This window comes from Streptomyces sp. NPDC048606, from assembly GCF_040650855.1.
Taxonomy (GTDB): domain Bacteria; phylum Actinomycetota; class Actinomycetes; order Streptomycetales; family Streptomycetaceae; genus Streptomyces.
This window is the reverse complement of the sequence record NZ_JBEZIB010000011.1, coordinates 193,385-211,159: the sequence shown is the minus strand read 5'-3', so window position 1 is coordinate 211,159 and position 17,775 is coordinate 193,385. Positions and strand designations below refer to the sequence as shown.

Sequence of the window (17,775 nt, the reverse complement as noted above, 5' to 3'; positions counted from 1 at the left end):
CCCTGCGCTACCGAAATTAGGCAGAACAGGTGAAGCGGTCGACGGTGGTCGGTTAACGGATGGTGAACCGTGGCGGGCGGGCCGGTGCGGATGGGGGGGGGTTTGTACCCGGACGTAATCGGGCGTTGTGCTCCCGTTATCCCGCCGTGACCTTCGCCCGGCCGGCGGTGGGGCGGGCAGGGGGAATGGCCGGAACTCGACGGTTCCGGGGCGGGGCGTGGCGTGGCGTGGCGGGGCGGGGCAGGGGCCCTGCCGGGCGGGCCCGGCGGGCCGGGCGGGTCAGCTCGGGGTGGGGAGGGGGTGCCACAGGGTGTGGAAGGTCCGGCGGGCCGCCTCGACCGCGTGGCGCTGGTCGGCGTGCAGGACGCCGAGCGCGTAGGCCGTCGCCGGGGCGATGCGCGGGGTGCGCGCCGCCGCCGCGGAGGCGGTGGCGGCCTCGGAGGCGTCGCGGTGGCGGTCCAGGGCCCGGCCGGCCTCGGCGAGGCGGGCCACGTCCTCGCCGAGGGTCTCCCGCGCGTACCGGTGGACCCGCAGCAGGCGGCGTACCTCGTGCCAGGCGCCGTCCTCGTGCGTGGCGTACGGGGTCGCGGCGTCGGCGTCGGCGACGGGCAGCGCGGACACGGCCGCGTCGAGCCGGGTCTCGGTGACGCCCGCCAGCGGCACCAGGACCTCTCCCACCCGGCCCCGCGCCGCGACCGGGTCGAGCGGCACCTCCGAGGCCAGTAAGGCCACCGCGTCGGCCACCGCGTGGAAGCGGGCGGAGCCGAGCGCGTGCAGGGTCGCCGAGTGGGCCCGCGTACGGGCCAGGGTGAGCCGGCGCTCCAGCAGCGCGCCCGCCCGGGCGGAGCCCACCGTCAGGGCTCCCGGGGAGCCCACCGTGCCGCGCGGCACGGGCACCTCGGGGTTGCCGGAGAGGCGTTGCAGGGCCTCCAGGAGCCGCGCCTGCCGGGCGGCGTACGCGTGCTCGTCGGCCAGGGTCGACGAGAGCCAGACGAGTTCCGTGCGCAGGGAGTCGGCCCACGCCGAATCGGTCACCACCCGGAACGTGCTCAGGGAGGCGGCGATGCGGCGCGCGGCCCCCCGCAGGCCGCGCCCCGCCTCACCGCCGTCCGAGGGGTCCGACCCGCCCGCCGCGCCCGCTTCGCGCAGGCGCAGCGAGCGCAGGAAGACGGTGGCCTGGGAGCGCAGGTAGACGCCGAGCACGTCTCCTGCGGTCGGGTCATGGTTTGGCTGAGCCACGCCGGCGCCTCCGGGCGTCAATGAGCATCTCCTGTACGTGCCGCAGCGGCTGGCCCTCGGCGTCGGTGCTGTGCCGGGTCCATTCGCCGTCCGGGCCCAGGTGCCAGGAGGAGGTGGCGTCGGACATGCCGGTCTCCAGCATCCGGTCCAGGGCCGCGCGGTGGGCCGGGTCGGTGACCCGGACCAGTGCCTCGATGCGGCGGTCGAGGTTGCGGTGCATCATGTCGGCGCTGCCGATCCACACCTCGGGTTCGCCGCCGTTGCCGAAGGCGAAGACCCGGGAGTGCTCGAGGAAGCGGCCGAGGATCGAGCGGACCCTGATGTTCTCCGACAGTCCGGTGACCCCGGGGCGCACGGCGCAGATGCCGCGCACCCAGATGTCGACGGGGACGCCGGCCTGGGAGGCCCGGTAGAGGGAGTCGATCAGGGCCTCGTCGACGATCGAGTTCATCTTGAGGCGGACGTAAGCCGGGCGGCCGGCCCGGTGGTGGTCGGCCTCCTTGTCGATGCGCGAGACGAGCCCGTCGCGCAGGGACTTCGGGGCGGTCAGCAGCCGGCGGTAGGTCTCGCGCCGGGAGTAACCGGACAGCCGGTTGAAGAGGTCGGAGAGGTCCGCGCCGACCTGGGGGTCGGCGGTGAGCAGGCCGAGGTCCTCGTAGAGCCGGGCGGTCTTGGGGTGGTAGTTGCCGGTGCCGACGTGGCTGTAGCGGCGCAGGGTGTCGCCCTCCTGGCGGACGACGAGGGAGAGCTTGCAGTGCGTCTTGAGGCCGACCAGGCCGTAGACGACGTGGCAGCCGGACTCCTCCAGCTTGCGCGCCCACTTGATGTTGGCCTGCTCGTCGAAGCGGGCCTTGATCTCGACGAGGACGAGGACCTGCTTGCCGGACTCGGCGGCGTCGATCAGGGCGTCGACGATCGGGGAGTCGCCGGAGGTGCGGTACAGCGTCTGCTTGATCGCGAGGACGTCCGGGTCGGCGGCGGCCTGCTCCAGGAAGGCCTGCACGGACGTGGAGAAGGAGTCGTACGGGTGGTGCAGCAGGACGTCGCGCTCGCGCAGGGCGGCGAAGATGTCGGGCGCCGAGGCGGACTCCACCTCGGCGAGGTCGCGGTGGGTGCCGGCGACGAACTTCGGGTACTTCAGCTCGGGCCGGTCGAGGGAGGAGATCCCGAAGAGGGCGGTCAGGTCGAGCGGGCCGGGCAGCGGGTACACCTCGGCGGCGCTGACGTTCAGCTCCTGGACGAGGAGGTCCAGTACGCCGGGGTCGATGGACTCCTCGACCTCCAGGCGGACGGGCGGGCCGAAGCGGCGCCGCATGAGTTCCTTCTCCAGGGCCTGGAGGAGGTTCTCGGCGTCGTCCTCCTCGACCTCCAGGTCCTCGTTGCGGGTCACGCGGAACATGTGGTGCGCGAGCACCTCCATGCCGGGGAACAGCTCCTCCAGGTGCGCGGCGATCACGTCCTCCAGGGGGACGTAGCGCTGCGGGGAGGCCTCCAGGAAGCGGGACAGGAGCGGGGGGACCTTGACCCGGGCGAAGTGGCGGTGGCCGCTGACGGGGTTGCGCACGACGACGGCCAGGTTCAGGGAGAGGCCGGAGATGTACGGGAACGGGTGCGCGGGGTCCACGGCCAGCGGTGTCAGCACCGGGAAGATCTGGTTCCGGAACAGGGTGAAGAGGCGGGCCTGCTCCTTCTCGGTGAGGTCGGGCCAGCGGATGAGGTGGATGCCCTCGTCGGCGAGCTGCGGGGCGATGTCCTGCTGGTAGCAGGCGGCGTGCCGGGCCATGAGCTCGCGGGAGCGGGTCCAGATGAGGTCCAGCACCTCGCGGGGCTGGAGGCCGGAGGCCGAACGGGTGGCGACGCCGGTCGCGATGCGGCGCTTGAGGCCGGCGACGCGGACCATGAAGAACTCGTCGAGGTTGCTCGCGAAGATCGCGAGGAAGTTCGCGCGTTCGAGGAGCGGGGTCGCGGGGTCCTCGGCGAGTTCGAGGACGCGTTCGTTGAAGGCCAGCCAGCTGCGCTCGCGGTCCAGGAAGCGGCCGGCGGGCAGCTCGCCGGTCTCGTCCTTGTCCTCGTAGACGTCCAGGTCGGCGTCGAGGTCCGGATCGAGGTCCACGTGGGGGCGGTGGGCGGCTATGGAGCCGAGGCGCGCCTTCGACCGGGCGGTGGCGGGGGGCGGGGTGCCGGTGCCGGTTCCTGTGCCGGTTCCCGTGCCAGTGGTGCCGCCGGTGCCGGTGGTGGTGGTGGTGTGAGACGGGTGCTGGGCGGGGACCTCGGTGGGGCCTGCGCTGGGCTGGTGGCTCATGACTCCATTCTTCCGCGCACGCGGGAGGACAGGCGCGTCGGAAGTGTCGGCCGTCAGGCGGAGTCGGGGGCGCATGTCGGAAGACTGGCAAGCGTTGCTGAATGCCCGGTTAATGGCGAATGGCTTCCAGGGTCCGCCTGGCGCACGGTTCGGCCGATCGGGGGGTGGGCCCTGCCCTTGCCCTGGCCGGGCGGGTGGGTACGGGGCCCTGCGGGGCGGGGGTTCGGGGTGGGGCGGGTGGGGGCCGCTGCGCGGGGCGTGCTCCCCGCCCCGCCCTTCCTCCGTTCCCCGGGGCTGCGCCCCCGCACCCCGTTTCGGGGGCTCCGCCCCCGGGCCCCCGCGCGTCGGGCGGCGGCGGGGCTGCGCCCTGGGCCCCGCGGGCCGGGCCGCCGGGCGTCGGGCGGCGGCGGGGTTGAGGGGGCGCATCGACCGCAGGGGGTGGGGCGGACGTCGCCGGGCCGGGAGGGGGCTCCGCCCCTGGCCCCCGGGGCTCGGGCGGCGGGCCGGGAGGGGGGCTCCGCCCGGGCCCCCCGCGTCTCGGGTGGCGGTGGGCCGGGAGGGGGGCTCCGCCCGGGCCCCCCGCGGCTCGGGTGGCGGTGGGCCGGGAGGGGGCTGCGCCCCGGGCCCCCGGGGCTCGGGTGGGGGGCCGGGGCGGGGGCGGGGGTCAGCTTTCGGTGCGGTACATCAGGTCGACCTCGTGGGTGGTGAAGCCGAGGCCCTCGTAGACGGCGAGGGCCGCCGGGTTGTCGGCGTCGACGTAGAGCATCGCCGTCGGGAGGCCCTCGGCGGCCAGGTGGCGCAGGCCGATCGCGGTGAGGGCCTTGCCGAGGCCGCCGCCCTGGGCGCCGGGGAGGACGCCGACGACGTAGACCTCGCCGAGCCGTTCCTCCGCGTGGACCTTCGTCCAGTGGAAGCCGACCAGTTCGCCGTCGCGTTCCGCGAGGAAGAACCCCTTCGGGTCGAACCACGGCTGCGCGATCCGGTCGTTCAGGTCCCGCTGCGTGAGCGAGCCCTGCTCGGGGTGGTGGGCGAAGGCGGCGGCGTTCGCGGCGAGCCAGGCGGTGTCGTCCCGGCCGGGGACGAAGGTGCGCACGCTCACGCCGGCGGGCGGGGTCGGCTCGGGCAGCGGGGCCGAGTCGGGGCCCAGCGGGCGGCGCAGTTGGCGCAGTTCGCGGAAGAGGGTGAGGCCGAGGACCTGGGCCAGGTGGCGGGCGGCGGACTTGCCGCCGTGGGCCCACACCCGGATCCGCTTGCCGGAGGCGTTGAGCAGCGCGGCGCCCAGGGCGCGGCCGTGGCCGCGTCCGCGCAGCGCCGGGTGGACGACGAGCTCGGCGGCGGGGGCCTCCACCGGGTCGGTGTCCTCCAGTTGTCCGTACGCGACGAGTCGGTCGTCGGCGGTGACGAGGAAGTGGCGGATGCCCTCGCGGGGGCCGCCGCGCAGCTGGAGGCGGCCCTGTTCGGAGACGGCGGTGGTGCCGTCGGTGCGGGCCGCCTCGTGGATCAGTTCCAGTACGGCTTCGGCCTGTTCCTCCGTCAGTTCGTCGAGGGTCTCGATCTGCCGTCCCGGCTCCAGGGCCGCTGCTGCGTCAGTCATGTCCCCGAGCCTACGGCCGAGGCCCCGGGTCGTGCCGCGTGACGGGGGACACGCCGTCCGACGCGTGCGCGTAACCAGCTCGCAACCCCCTACCCCCTGTCGTGCTACGCGCGTTGACCATAGGCTTCGGCCGACCTCCCTAGTTGTCTCGCTGTCCACAAAGGGGACCACATGTCAGCGACACCACAACGGCCCCGCACGGCCCGCCGGTTCACCCTCACCGCCCTCGCCCTCACGGCGGGGGCCGGAGCGATGGTGGCCGCCGCCCTGCCGGCGGGAGCCGCGAGTGGTGGCGGTGCGGCCAAGGGCCGTACCGTCGACGTGCAGATGCTTTCGTTCAACGACTTCCACGGCACGCTGGAGGCCCCCCAGGGCTCCTCCGGCACCGTGACCGAACGCCAGGCGGACGGCACCACCAAGGCCATACCGGCGGGCGGGGTCGAGTACCTCGCCACCGCCCTGCGCGAGGCCCGCAAGGGCCACGAGTACTCCGTCACCGCCGCGGCCGGTGACATGATCGGCGGCAGCCCGATGCTGTCCGGTCTCTTCCACGACGAGCCGACCGTCGAGGCGCTCAACAAGCTGAAGCTGGACGTCAGCAGCGTCGGCAACCACGAGTTCGACGAGGGTCGGGCCGAGCTGCGCCGGATGGCGTACGGCGGCTGCCACCCGGTCGAGGGTTGTTTCGAGTACGGCAAGACCTTCACCGGATCGGAATTCCAGTACCTCGCGGCGAACGTGACGGACGAGAAGACCAAGCGTCCGATGATGTCGCCCACCTTCGTCTGGAAGAAGGGGGACGTGAAGATCGGCTTCATCGGCGTCACCCTGGAGGGCACTCCGGACGTCGTGACCGCCGAGGGCGTCAAGGGCCTGAAGTTCGGCGACGAGGTCGAGACGATCAACAAGTACGCCGCCGAGCTGAACAAGCAGGGCGTCAAGTCGATCGTCGCGCTGATCCACGAGGGCGGTCTGCCCGCGAGCGGCGCCTACAACTACGACTGCGACGTGCCAGGCGCGGGCGCCGGGATCTCCGGTGCGATCGTCGACATCGCCAAGAACGTCGACGCGAAGGTCGACGCGCTGGTGACGGGCCACACGCACCAGGCGTACTCGTGCAACATCCCCGACCCGGCGGGCAACCCGCGCACGGTCACCTCGGCCGCCTCGTACGGCCGGCTGTTCACGGACACCAAGCTGACCTACGACCGGCAGACCAAGGACATCGTCCGTACGCCGGTCGCCTCCCCGAAGCCGGTCAACCGGCTCGTCGGTCGCGACCTGCCGAAGGCCGCCGACATGACCGAGCTGATCGACCGGTGGAAGACGCTGGCGGCCCCGGTCGCCAACCGTCCGATGGGATACATCTCCGGTGACATCGCGGGCCGCGGTCTGGACGCCCCGGAGAAGCCGCTCGGCGACCTGATCGCCGACGCCCAGCTGGAGGCCACGGCCGCCGCCGACAAGGGCGGCGCGCAGCTGGCGCTCATGAACCCGGGCGGCATCCGCGCCGACCTCGCCTACAAGGCGGCCGGTGACGAGGGCGACGGCGTGGTGACGTACGGCGAGTCGTACACGGTGCAGCCGTTCAACAACCTGGTGAACGTGGTGGACCTGACGGGCGCGCAGCTCATCACCGCGCTCCAGCAGCAGGTCAGCGGTACGGTCAACGGCCCGAGCCCGAAGATCCTCCAGGTCTCCAAGGGATTCACGTACACCCTGGACCTGACGAAGGCGGGCGCGGACCGGATCGTCGTGGACTCGGTGCGGCTGAACGGCGCGCCCATCGAGGCGGGCAAGACCTACCGGGTCGCGATGAACGAGTTCCTCGCGGGCGGCGGTGACGGGTTCACCGTGCTGAAGGAGCACAAGAACAAGCTGGTGGGCGTGTCCGACCTGGACGCCTTCAACGCCCTGCTGGCGAAGTCCTCGGCGGCGGACCCGATCGCCCCGCCGGCGGCGGACCGGATCACGGTCGTCAAGTAGGACGCGGACGCGCGGCGCGCAGGGCGCGCGGCGCGGAGCGACCCCGAGGGGGCGGTGGGCCGGTGGCCCGCCGCCCCCTCGGGCTTTCGGCGTCCCGCGCACCCCCGTGGCGCGGGGCCCCTGCCGCCGGTTCACGGGCCGGTTCAGAGGCCGGCGAGGAACGTCCGCACGGCCTCGTGGAAGGCGTCGGGGCGGGTGAAGGGCACGAAGTGGTCGCCCTCGACGGGGATGTACGCGGTTCCCGGGCGGCGCGCGGTCATGGCGTCGGCGGTGGCCCGCGGGAGGGCGGTGCTGTGGGTGGCGTGGATCAGGGCGGTGGGGCAGGTGCCGGCGAGCCAGGCGTCCCAGTGGTCGCCGCGGGCGCCCGCGATGGAGGCGAGCGCGTCCTCGGGGTGGTACGGGAGCCGCCAGCCGGTGCCGTCGGGCAGCGGGCGCAGGGCGGGGCCGACGAACCGGGCCCCGATCGGCCCGGCGGCCTCCAGGAGTTCCTCGCGGGTGGCGGCGGTGTAGCGCATGCCGGTCAGGAACTCGAAGCCCGCGGGCACGGCGGGGGCCCCGGCCCCGGCGCGGGGCACCTCGACGGAGGAGTCGGCGTTGACGAGGGCGGCGACCCGGTCGGGGTGTTCGGCCGCGAGGTGCACGGCGGTGAGGCCGCCGAGGGAGAAGCCGAGGACGACGACGGGGGCGTCGAGGCCGAGGTGGTCGAGGAGGGCGACGGCGTCGGCGACGTAGCCCTCGGTGCGGTAGTGCGGGGCGCGGTCGGAGTCGCCGTGGCCGCGCTGGTCGGGGGCGATGACCCGCCACCCGTCGCCGAGGGCGTGGGCCAGGCCGGTGTAGGCGGCGCCTTCGGAGAGGCCGCCGTGGAGGGCGAGCAGTGGGCGGCCGGAGCCGCCGAAGTCCAGGTAGGACAGTGTGCGGTCGTCGATGGTCAGCGTGTGGCGCATGGGTCCGCTCTCCTCCGTGTGGCCGTGGCCGTGCCGCGGCGTCGCGTGCCGTGTTCCGTGGTGACGGGATCGAGTCTGCCGCGATTTGGGCAAGCGCGCAATACGTTTGTATGGCGCGCTTGCCCAAGAGGGTGGCCGGAGCCCCTGGGCCGAGCCCGGCGCGGCTACGATCCGGGGATGGGAAATCGTGAGGACCTGCTGGCCGGGGCGCGCCGCTGCCTGGAGGAGAAGGGCTACCTGCGCACCACCGTGCGCGACATCGCCTCGGCGGCCGGCGTGAGCATGGCCGCGATCGGCTACCACTACGGATCCCGGGAGGCCCTGCTCAACCAGGCCCTCTTCGCCGCCATGGACGACTGGGCGGCCACCGCCCCGGCCCGCCTGACCGGACGGGGCGACAGCACCGAGGCGCGCTACGCCGACATGTGGGACCGCAAGATCCACGACTTCGGCGACACCCGCTGGCTGTGGATCGCCTCCGTGGAGGCCTTCGTCCACGCCCAGTCCTCGCCCGAGCTGCTCGCCGTCCTCGCCGAGAGCCAGCGCCGATCCCGCCGGATGGTGGCCGCGCAGCTGGCGGGCGTGGCCGAGGAGGACGTCGCCGAGGAGGACGTACGCGGTCTCGGGTCGGTCCACCTGGCCCTGCTGAGCGGGGTGATGGTGCAGGCCCTGACCGATCCCGAACAGGCGCCGGACGGCGCCTCGCTGGCCCAAGGCCTGCGCCGCATGGCCGAGTTGCTCGACGAACCGCTGTCTACCGACGGGTAGTAAAGCCGGGTCCCGCGGGCCATAATCCGTCCGACACCAGGGCGGCGAAGGGGCGGGGCATGGCGATGGACCGACGGGCCTTTCTGATCGGGGCGACGGCGGCGGGCGCGGGCCTGTTGACCGGTGTGGCGACGGCGGCCCCGGCCTCCGCGCGGGCCCTCGACACCCGGGACTGGATGGCCGGCCTCGCTGACTCCACCGCCCTGACCCGTATGACCATCCCCGGCACCCACGACTCGGGAGCGACCAAGGGCGGACTGTACGTCGCCTGCCAGAACACCTCGATCGCCGCGCAGCTCGACTCCGGGATCCGCTTCCTCGACGTCCGCTGCCGCTCCACCGGCGGGTCCTTCGCCATCCACCATGCCGCGTTCTTCCAGGACCTGATGTTCGGGGACGTCCTCGTGGCCTGCCGGGACTTCCTCGCCGCGCGCCCGTCCGAGACGGTGCTGATGCGCGTGAAGCAGGAGTACTCCTCCGAGAGCGACGCCGCCTTCCGCGCGGTCTTCGACGACTACCTCGACCGGCGCGGCTGGCGCCCCCTCTTCCACATCGCCGACACGCTGCCCACCCTCGGGCGGGCCCGCGGCAAGGTCGTCCTGCTCGCCGACAACGCCGGCCTGCCCGGCCTGCGCTACGGCGACGGCAACGTCTACGACATCCAGGACGACTACAACACCGAGCCCTTCGCCAAGCGAGGCCGGATCGAGAACCACTTCCGCAAGGCCGTCCAGCAGCCCGGCAGGCTGTTCGTGAACTACGTCAGCACCGCCGCCTACATGCCCCCGCGCTGGAACTCCGACCGGCTGAACCCGCAGGTCCACGGCTTCGTCGACGGCGGCGAACTCGCCGGTCGCACCGGCCTCGGCATCGTCCCCATGGACTTCCCCAACACCCGCTCGGGGCTGGTGGCCTCACTCATCCGGCACAACTGACCAGCCGGCGCCGCCCGGAGCCGGCGCGGCCGGCGGCGGGGTCGGGGCGCCGGGCAGGCTCAGCACCGCCTCGGTGCCGGCCCCGCCGTCGGCCGGCGCCCGCAGGGCCACGGTGCCGCCGGCGCGGTGGGCCGTACGGGCCACGATCGACAGGCCCAGCCCGCTGCCGGGCAGGGCGCGGGCCGAGGGGGAGCGCCAGAAGCGTTCGAAGACGTGCGGGAGGTCCTCGGCGGGGACGCCCTGTCCGTGGTCGCGCACGGTCAGCTCGCCCGCGCGCAGCCGCACCTCCACCGCGCCGCCCGACGGGCTGAACTTCACGGCGTTGTCCAGGACGTTGACCACGGCCCGCTCCAGCGCCGCCGCCTCGCCCCGGACGTACCAGGGCTCCAGCTCGGAGCCGAAGGTCAGCTCGGGACCGCGCAGCCGGGCCCGGGAGAGCGCGGACGCGGCGATCTCGTGCAGGGCCACCACGCCCAGCGGCGCGTGCGGGGCGGCGTCCGGCCGCGACAGCTCCTGGAGGTCGCCGATCAGCGAGGCCAGTTCCGTCATCTGGGCGGTGACCGAGGCGAGCAGCTCCTTGCGGTCCTCGGGCGGAATGGCCCGCCCGGTCTCCTCGCTGCGCGCCAGCAGCTCGATGTTCGTGCGCAGCGAGGTGAGCGGGGTGCGCAGCTCGTGCCCGGCGTCCGCGATCAGCTGGGCCTGGCGCTCCTGGGAGGAGGCCAGGGCCGCGGTCATCGAGTTGAAGGACCGCGACAGGCGGGCGATCTCGTCGTCGCCGTTCTCGGGGATGCGGACGGTGAGGTCCTCGGTGCGGGCGATGTGCTCCACGACGTCGGTGAGTTCGTCGACGGGCTTCAGACCGGTGCGGGCCACCCACAGGCCGGCCGCGCCGGCGCCGACCACGCCGACGCCGGAGACCAGCAGCAACACCCAGGCCAGGGTGGACAGCGGCTTGTCGATGTCGGCGAGGGGCTTGGCGATGGAGATCGCGAAGACGGCGCCGCCCGAGACGCGGGCCCCCTTGGTGTAGACGCGCATCTCGGTGCCGTCGGCGGTCGTCGCGTCGTAGAGCACCCAGTCGCGCAGTCCGGCCGCGACCTGCCGGTCGCCCGGGGTGACGGGCAGGTCGGTGCGGCCGCTCGTCCAGCAGTGGGTGCCGTCGGCGCCGACGATCTGCACGGTGGCGTTCAGGTTGTCGGCGATGCCCTCGGGCGGCTGGGCCGTCGGCCGGGTCACGCAGCCCTCGCGCAGGGTGCGCAGCACCTGCTCGTTGGGGTTGGTGGCGCGCAGCGACTGGTCGAGCTGGTCGCGCAGCTGGGTGCGGACCATCACCCAGGACACCCCCGCCACGGCGGCCACGGCCACCGCCACCGCCACCGCCACCAGCAGCGCGAGGCGCGAGCGCAGCGGCAGGGCGCGGAATCTGGCGAGGGGGCTCACTCGGGCCCGCCGTCGCCCTGCCGCAGGACGTAGCCGACCCCGCGCACGGTGTGGACGAGCCGGGGCTCGCCGCCGGCCTCGGTCTTGCGGCGCAGGTACATCACGTAGACGTCCAGGGAGTTGGAGCTGGGCTCGAAGTCGAAGCCCCAGACCGTCTTGAGGATCTGCTCGCGGGTCAGCACCTGGCGGGGGTGCGCGAGGAACATCTCCAGCAGGGTGAACTCGGTGCGGGTCAGCTCCACGGCCCGCCCGCCCCGGGTGACCTCGCGGGTGGTGAGGTCCATGCGCAGGTCCCCGAAGGTGAGGGTGTCGGCGTCGTGCGCGGTTCCGGCGGCGGGGGCGGCGTAGGAGCTGCGGCGCAGCAGGGCGCGGACGCGGGCGAACAGCTCGTCCAGCTCGAAGGGCTTGACGAGGTAGTCGTCGGCGCCGGCGTCGAGGCCGGTGACGCGGTCGCCGACGGTGTCGCGGGCGGTCAGCATCAGGATCGGGGTGACGCTGCCGGCCGCGCGCAGCCGGCGGGCCGCCGTCAGGCCGTCCATCCGGGGCATCTGGATGTCCAGGACGATCAGGTCGGGGGCGTACTCCCGCTCTTGGTCGAGGGCGTCGAGCCCGTCGACGGCGGTCCGGGTCCCGTACCCCTCGAAGGCGAGGCTGCGGCGCAGGGCCTCGCGGACGGCGGGCTCGTCGTCGACGACGAGGATGCGCTGCTGGTCGCCTTCGGTCATGGGTTCAGTCCCCCCGGGGGTGGTGGTCGGAGCCGGTCGGAGCGTGCGAGGGCACCTCCCAGGGTGTCAGAAGGAGGTGCCGAAGCCGTTCGCCGTGCCGCCGCCGTAGCCCGAGCCGGCGGAGGAGCCGTCGGAGGAGCCCGCGCCGCCGGGGCCGCCGCCGCGCAGGGAGTCGAGGTCGGCCTTGATGGTGTTGACCGGGATGGCGAAACCGAGGCCGACGCTGCCGGCGCTCGCGCCGTCGGCGGCGGGGGAGTAGATCGCGGAGGGCATTCCGACGATCTCGCCGGCCATGTTGACCAGGGCGCCGCCGGAGTTGCCCGGGTTGAGGGAGGCGTCCGTCTGGATGGCCTTGTACGAGGTGGTGTTCGAGCCGGTGTCGCCGTTGAACTGGCGGCCGTCGAAGGAGAACGGCCAGCCGCCGTCGCCCTGCTGCCGGCGCTGCTGCTGGGGGTTCTCGGACTTCGGGACGTTCACGTCGCGGTTCAGGGCCGAGACGATGCCGCTGGTGACGGTGCCGGTGAGGCGGTCGGGGGAGCCGATGGCGACGACCTGGTCGCCGACCTTGAGCCGGTCGGAGTCGCCGAGGGTCGCGGGCTTGAGGCCGCTCGCGCCCTGGAGCTTGATCAGCGCCAGGTCCTTGGCGGGGTCGGTGCCGACGAGCTTGGCGGCGTACTTCTTGCCGTCGCTCATGGTCACCTGGATCTCGGCGGCGCCGCTCACCACGTGGTTGTTGGTGACGATCTCCCCGTCGGCGGTGAGCACGATGCCGGAGCCGGTGCCCTGACCGCCGGAGGTGCGGGTGTCGATGCGCACCACGGACGGGCTGACCTGCTCGGAGACCCCCGAGACGGTACCGGTGTTGGACTGCGAGGCGTTGGTGCCGTTGATCCCGCCGACGCCGCCGCCGTGCGGGGCGAGGAACTGCTGGACGGCCGCGGCGGTGCCGCCGCCGACGAGGGCGGCGGCCAGGGCCACGGCGGCGATGAGCGCCACGGGCCGCTTGGCGCGGGCGGGGGCGGCGTGCGCGGGACCGCCGACGCCGTCCCGGCTCGCCCAGCCGGTGCCGTCCGCGCCGCCGCCCGCGCCGCCGGCGGGTCGGGGGACGGTCTCGCCCTGGATGACCGGGGGCTGGTGCGCCTCGTACCACCCGGGCGGGGCGGGCGGGACGGTCGGCGGGTGGGCCGGCGGCGGCGGGTAGGCGCCGGCCGCGGGGCCGACCCCGGCGTCGTGGGCCAACCGGTCGCGCCCGCGCTGCCAGTCCTCGCCGAAGGGCGCGTTCCGGTCGGGGCGGTTCTCCTGCGGGTCGCCTTCGCGGCGGAAGCTCTCGGTCATGTCCCCGACTCTGGCGCCGGTTCATGAGAGCTTCCTGAGTCCCCGCTGAGAAGCCCGACAGAACCGCGTATGCCCGATATAAGGCCTTGGGTCAGCGGCAGCCGCAGGAGCGGCGGATGACCAGGGCCGAGGGGAACTGCTTGAGGCGCTCGCGGCGCGAGCCCGCCACGCGCAGGGCGTCGTCCAGGACGAGGTCCACGGCCGCGCGGGCCATCGCGGGCCGGTCGGAGGCGATCGTCGTCAGCGGCGGGTCGGTCAGCGCGGCTTCCTTGACGTCGTCGAAGCCGGCCACCGCCAGCTGCTCGGGGACGTCGATGCGCAGCTCGCGGGCGGCCCGGAGCACGCCGATGGCCTGGTCGTCCGTCGCGCAGAAGATCGCCGTCGGCCGGTCCGGCCGGGCCAGGACCTCCAGGGCGACCTTGTACGCGTCGTAGCGGTTGTACGGGGCCTCGATGAGCCGGCCCTCGACCGAGCGCCCGGCCTCCAGCATGGCCCGCCGCCAGCCCTCGACGTGGTCGGCGACCGGGTCGCCGACGGACGGGGTGTTCTCGACGCCGCCGATGCAGGCCACGTACGCGTGCCCGTGCTCCAGGAGGTGGCGGGTGGCGAGCTGGGCGCCGCCGATGTCGTCCGTGACGACGGCCACGTCGTCGATGGCCTCGGGCCGCTCGTGCAGCAGCACGATCCGCGCGTCCCACGCCTCGATCTCGGAGGCGGCCCGCTCGCTCATGCCCTGGCTGACGAGGATCAGTCCGGACACCCGCATCCCGAGGAAGGCCCGCAGGTAGTGGACCTCGCGCTCGTCGCGGTAGTCGGAGTTCCCGACGAGGACCATCTTCCCGCGCTCGGCGGCGGCCTGCTCGACCGCGTGCGCCATCTCCGCGAAGAACGGCTGACGGGCATCGGGGACGATCATGCCTATGAGGTCCGTGCGGCGTGACGCCATCGCCTGCGCGACCCGGTCCGGGCGGTAGCCCAGGTCCTTGATCGCGGCGAGTACACGCTCGCGCGTGGCCGGGGCGACCGGCCGGGGTCCGTTGTTGATGACGTAGCTCACGACGGCGGTAGACGTACCCGCAAGTCGTGCAACGTCATCCCGCGTCACCTTGGCCACGCGCGGCAGTCTACGCGGGGTGACCTACCTCTGGGCAGGGTGTTTTGCCGAGTGGATGCTCACAGCGCCTTCCTCCATCCGGGGGAGGCCCGCCGACGAGCCGGAGCCCTGGGCGGAGGCCGCCCGCTCGGCCGCCTCCGCGGCCGCGCGCTCCACCTTCTCCGGTGTGACGAAGCGGTAGCCGACGTTGCGGACCGTGCCGATCAGCGACTCGTGCTCGGGGCCGAGCTTGGCGCGCAGCCTCCGTACGTGCACGTCGACCGTCCGGGTGCCGCCGAAGTAGTCGTAGCCCCACACCTCCTGGAGGAGCTGGGCGCGGGTGAAGACCCGGCCCGGGTGCTGGGCGAGGTACTTCAGCAGCTCGAACTCCTTGAAGGTCAGGTCCAGGACCCGCCCCTTCAGCTTCGCGCTGTACGTCGCCTCGTCGACCGACAGGTCGCCGTTGCGGATCTCCATCGGGGAGTCGTCCGAGCCGAGCTGGCGGCGCCCGGTCGCCAGGCGCAGCCGCGCCTCGACCTCGGCCGGCCCGGCGGTGTCCAGCAGGACGTCGTCGATGCCCCAGTCGGCGGTGACGGCCGCGAGGCCGCCCTCGGTGACGACGAGGATCAGCGGACAGCCCGGCCCGGTTGAGCGCAGCAGCTGGCACAGCGACCGCACCTGCGGCAGGTCGCGGCGGCCGTCGACGAGGATCACGTCGGCGCCGGGGGTGTCCACGAGGGCCGGGCCCTCGGCGGGCGCGACCCGGACGTTGTGGAGGAGCAGCCCGAGCGCGGGCAGCACCTCGGTCGAGGGCTGGAGGGCATTGGTCAGAAGCAGGAGGGAGCTCATGCCCGACCACCTGCCCGGGTCGGGTGGTCGTGCGCCTGCGCGGTTCGCGGGTCCATCACGTCGGTTCCTCCTCGGTCCCGTCGAGGACTTGCGTGGTACTGCTTCGTACGACTGCCTGGCGCCCCGCCCCGCCCCGCGCCCTGGGGCCGGAGGAGCGCCACTGTTCTCGGTCCGTTCAACGTGCTGAAAGCACAAAAGGACCCGGGGGCTACGTTGCCCGGATCCTCTACGCCGCCAGAATAGCCCACCGGTCCTTCGCGGGCCGAGGGCTCCGGGGGCCGCGTTCTGTGGTCCGTGCCACGCCCGGGCCCCGCGTATGCCCCGGTTTCACCACATCGGCGGCCCGCCGACCGGTACGGCGGGCCCCGCCGGGCGCACGAGGGGCGCGCGGACGCACACCGGGGTGGAGCCCCGGAGGGGTCATCATGGAGGCCGGTAGAGAGCCGACTGATAGGAGCTGCAGTGGCAACCGGAACCATCCGCTACTGGGCGGCGGCCAAAGCCGCGGCCAAGACTGCGGAGGAGCCGTACTCGGCGCGCACACTGGCCGAGGCGCTCGACGCCGTGCGGGAAGCCCACCCGGGGGAGCTCACCCGGGTCCTGCAGCGCTGCTCCTTCCTGGTGAACGACGAGCCCGTGGGCAAGCGCGCCCACGACGCCGTCCTGCTGACCGAGGGGGGCACCGTCGAGGTGCTCCCGCCGTTCGCGGGCGGGTGAGCGGGAACCGATGAGCACTCCCGAAGAACAGCAGCAGGGGCAGCACCACCGGCAGCAGGGTCAGCCGCAGCCGCAGCCGCCGCAGGACCCCTACTCCACGCAGACCTGGTCGTCCGACACCTGGGACACCGGCTACCAGCCGGTGCAGCCGCCGCTGGGCGCCGTCCCGGGGCAGGCCGCCGCGCCGGCGCCCGAGGGCTGGTTCCGCGACGAGGCCCCGCAGCAGCCGGTGCAGCAGCCGGTGCAGCAGCAGCCGGTGCAGCAGTACGGGTGGCCGCAGGCCGACGCCACGGGCGCGGGCGCCGAGACCGCGTACCTGCCGCCCGTGCAGGCGCACCAGCAGCAGCACCAGCAGCATCAGCAGCCCCAGCCGATGGCACCGGAGGGCTGGTTCCGCGAGGAGGCCCCGCAGCAGCAGGCCCCGCAGCAGCCGGTACAGCCCCAGCCGGTCCAACAGTCCGGATGGCCGCAGGCCGCCGCGCCGTGGCCGCAGGCCGACGCCACGGGCGCGGGCGCCGAGACCGCCTACCTGCCTCCCGTACGGGACGACGCCGCCGCCGAGACCGCCTACCTGCCGCCGGTGCGGGAGCAGCAGCCCCGCCACGCGCGGCCCCAGCAGCCGCAGCCGATGGCGCCGGACGGCTGGTTCCGCGAGGAGGCCCCGCAGGCCTCCGCCGCCGCCGAGACGGCGTACCTGCCGCCCGTACGGGACCTCCCGGCCGAGCAGCCGGCGTACCCGTCCCCCGTGGCCCCCGCGCCCGACGGCGCCGCCGCCGAGACGGCCTACCTGCCGCCGGTGCGGGACACCGAGCCCGCCGCCGAGCGGACCGCCTACCTGCCGCCGGTCGTGGACGACGGCCCCGCCGCCGAGCGGACCGCCTACCTGCCGCCCGTACGGGACACCGAGCCGGCCCCCGCCGCCGGTCCCGACGCGTACTCGCCGCCCACCCTGGGCGGCAACACGCTGCGCGCCGTCGACCCCGCGCAGGCCCGCGCCGAGGGCCGCTCGCCGATCATCGACCCGGGTCCGCAGTCGGCCATACTGACCGCCGCCCTGGGCCTGCTGATGGCCCTGGCCGCGTTCTTCGGCCAGTACGCGCTCCTGCTGCCGCTGATCGCCCTCCAGGGCCTCACCGCGGCCGGCTGGTTCCGCCTCAACGGCATGTGGCCCGCCCGCCAGGGCATCGCCCTCGCCTTCGCCGGCGCGCTCGTCGCCGACGCGGCGGTCCTCGCGGTGGACGACACGTACGGGCCCGGCGCGATCATCGGCACCCTCGGCGCCTGGGTGCTGCTCACGCTGGTGCTCCAGCTGCGCAGCCACGCCGATCCCGACGAGCGGATGTACGGGCTGATGGCCTCGGTCGCCTCGGCGGCCCTGGCGATCGTGTGCGCGGGCTTCCTGGCCGCCGACACGAAGGCCGTCACCGTGGGCGCGGTCGCCGTCGCGGTCGCCGTCTTCACCCGGGCCCTGCCGCTGCCCACCCCCGCCTCGGTGGCCGTCTCGCTGGCCGCCGCGGCCGGTTCGGGCATCGCGGTCGGCGGGCTGACCGGGGTCGGCGCGGGCGGAGCGCTGCTCGGGCTGGCCGCCGGCGTGTGCGCGCTGGTCGGCCTGCGCGTGGCGGCGTACGACTACCCGTCGAAGTTCGTGCACATGACGGCCGGTGTCGCGCTGCCGCTGGCCGTCGCCGCTCCCGCCGTCTACCTGATCGGGCGGGTGGTGGTCTGATCCCCGGCGGCCCGCCCGCGCCCCGATCCGCCCGCACCCCCGCCCGCCCGTACGCCGACCTGACAGGGCCCCGACACCCGGGCATGGTCCACTAGAACGCAGTACCGACTAGCAAGGGGGAG

General features: G+C 74.1%; 14 protein-coding genes. 5 read left to right on the top strand and 9 right to left on the bottom strand.

Annotated elements, in window-relative coordinates:
* Window positions 1–279 precede the first annotated feature (279 nt).
* From AB0D01_RS15050 to mshD, 3 genes are all read right to left on the bottom strand, one after another.
* Entirely contained in the window at window positions 280–1,239 is a 960-nt protein-coding gene (locus AB0D01_RS15050; protein WP_363055579.1) for a CHAD domain-containing protein, read from the bottom strand.
* Complete coding sequence (locus AB0D01_RS15045; RefSeq protein ID WP_363055578.1) at window positions 1,220–3,541, bottom strand: RNA degradosome polyphosphate kinase; 2,322 nt, start codon at window positions 3,539–3,541, stop codon at window positions 1,220–1,222. Before AB0D01_RS15045 ends, AB0D01_RS15050 begins: the two co-directional genes overlap by 20 nt.
* A gap of 664 nt (window positions 3,542–4,205) precedes the next feature.
* Window positions 4,206–5,135, bottom strand: a complete 930-nt coding sequence (gene mshD / locus AB0D01_RS15040) for a mycothiol synthase (RefSeq protein ID WP_363055577.1) — start codon at window positions 5,133–5,135, stop codon at window positions 4,206–4,208.
* A 171-nt stretch (window positions 5,136–5,306) separates the two neighbouring features.
* Here mshD and AB0D01_RS15035 point away from each other — a divergent pair, with 171 nt between their 5' ends.
* Window positions 5,307–7,121 (top strand): bifunctional metallophosphatase/5'-nucleotidase, encoded by a 1,815-nt coding sequence (locus AB0D01_RS15035; protein ID WP_363055576.1) that lies wholly within the window; start codon window positions 5,307–5,309, stop codon window positions 7,119–7,121.
* Window positions 7,122–7,264: 143 nt separating this feature from the next.
* Here AB0D01_RS15035 and AB0D01_RS15030 read toward each other — a convergent pair whose 3' ends face one another.
* Window positions 7,265–8,065 (bottom strand): alpha/beta hydrolase, encoded by an 801-nt coding sequence (locus AB0D01_RS15030; protein ID WP_363055575.1) that lies wholly within the window; start codon window positions 8,063–8,065, stop codon window positions 7,265–7,267.
* 177 nt (window positions 8,066–8,242) lie between these two features.
* Here AB0D01_RS15030 and AB0D01_RS15025 point away from each other — a divergent pair, with 177 nt between their 5' ends.
* Together AB0D01_RS15025 and AB0D01_RS15020 are read left to right on the top strand one after the other, a co-directional pair.
* The gene (locus tag AB0D01_RS15025; protein ID WP_363055574.1) at window positions 8,243–8,833 is read left to right on the top strand and encodes a TetR/AcrR family transcriptional regulator; all 591 of its coding nucleotides are present in this window, start codon (window positions 8,243–8,245) and stop codon (window positions 8,831–8,833) included.
* Window positions 8,834–8,898: 65 nt separating this feature from the next.
* Window positions 8,899–9,768 (top strand): phosphatidylinositol-specific phospholipase C, encoded by an 870-nt coding sequence (locus AB0D01_RS15020; RefSeq protein ID WP_363055614.1) that lies wholly within the window; start codon window positions 8,899–8,901, stop codon window positions 9,766–9,768.
* On the opposite strand, the gene AB0D01_RS15015 is transcribed toward AB0D01_RS15020, so the two are convergent.
* The 5 genes from AB0D01_RS15015 to AB0D01_RS14995 form a co-directional block, all read right to left on the bottom strand.
* Window positions 9,748–11,208 (bottom strand): HAMP domain-containing sensor histidine kinase, encoded by a 1,461-nt coding sequence (locus AB0D01_RS15015; protein ID WP_363055573.1) that lies wholly within the window; start codon window positions 11,206–11,208, stop codon window positions 9,748–9,750. The two genes, AB0D01_RS15020 and AB0D01_RS15015, sit on opposite strands and share 21 nt — an antisense overlap.
* The gene (locus tag AB0D01_RS15010) at window positions 11,205–11,933 is read right to left on the bottom strand and encodes a response regulator transcription factor (protein ID WP_363055572.1); all 729 of its coding nucleotides are present in this window, start codon (window positions 11,931–11,933) and stop codon (window positions 11,205–11,207) included. Before AB0D01_RS15010 ends, AB0D01_RS15015 begins: the two co-directional genes overlap by 4 nt.
* Before the next feature lie 66 nt (window positions 11,934–11,999).
* The gene (locus AB0D01_RS15005; RefSeq protein WP_363055571.1) at window positions 12,000–13,268 is read right to left on the bottom strand and encodes a trypsin-like peptidase domain-containing protein; all 1,269 of its coding nucleotides are present in this window, start codon (window positions 13,266–13,268) and stop codon (window positions 12,000–12,002) included.
* 91 nt (window positions 13,269–13,359) lie between these two features.
* Window positions 13,360–14,382 carry a LacI family DNA-binding transcriptional regulator gene (locus AB0D01_RS15000; protein WP_363055570.1) on the bottom strand — a complete coding sequence of 341 codons (1,023 nt, stop codon included), beginning with the start codon at window positions 14,380–14,382 and terminating at the stop codon, window positions 13,360–13,362.
* Between the two features lie 24 nt (window positions 14,383–14,406).
* Entirely contained in the window at window positions 14,407–15,210 is an 804-nt protein-coding gene (locus tag AB0D01_RS14995; protein WP_363055569.1) for a response regulator transcription factor, read from the bottom strand.
* 462 nt (window positions 15,211–15,672) lie between these two features.
* Between AB0D01_RS14995 and AB0D01_RS14990 the strand changes: the two genes are divergently transcribed.
* Window positions 15,673–15,927 (top strand): MoaD/ThiS family protein, encoded by a 255-nt coding sequence (locus tag AB0D01_RS14990; RefSeq protein ID WP_363055568.1) that lies wholly within the window; start codon window positions 15,673–15,675, stop codon window positions 15,925–15,927.
* Window positions 15,928–15,937: 10 nt separating this feature from the next.
* Window positions 15,938–17,653: a hypothetical protein gene (locus tag AB0D01_RS14985; RefSeq protein ID WP_363055567.1), complete on the top strand. Its 1,716-nt coding sequence runs from the start codon at window positions 15,938–15,940 to the stop codon at window positions 17,651–17,653.
* Window positions 17,654–17,775 lie beyond the last annotated feature (122 nt).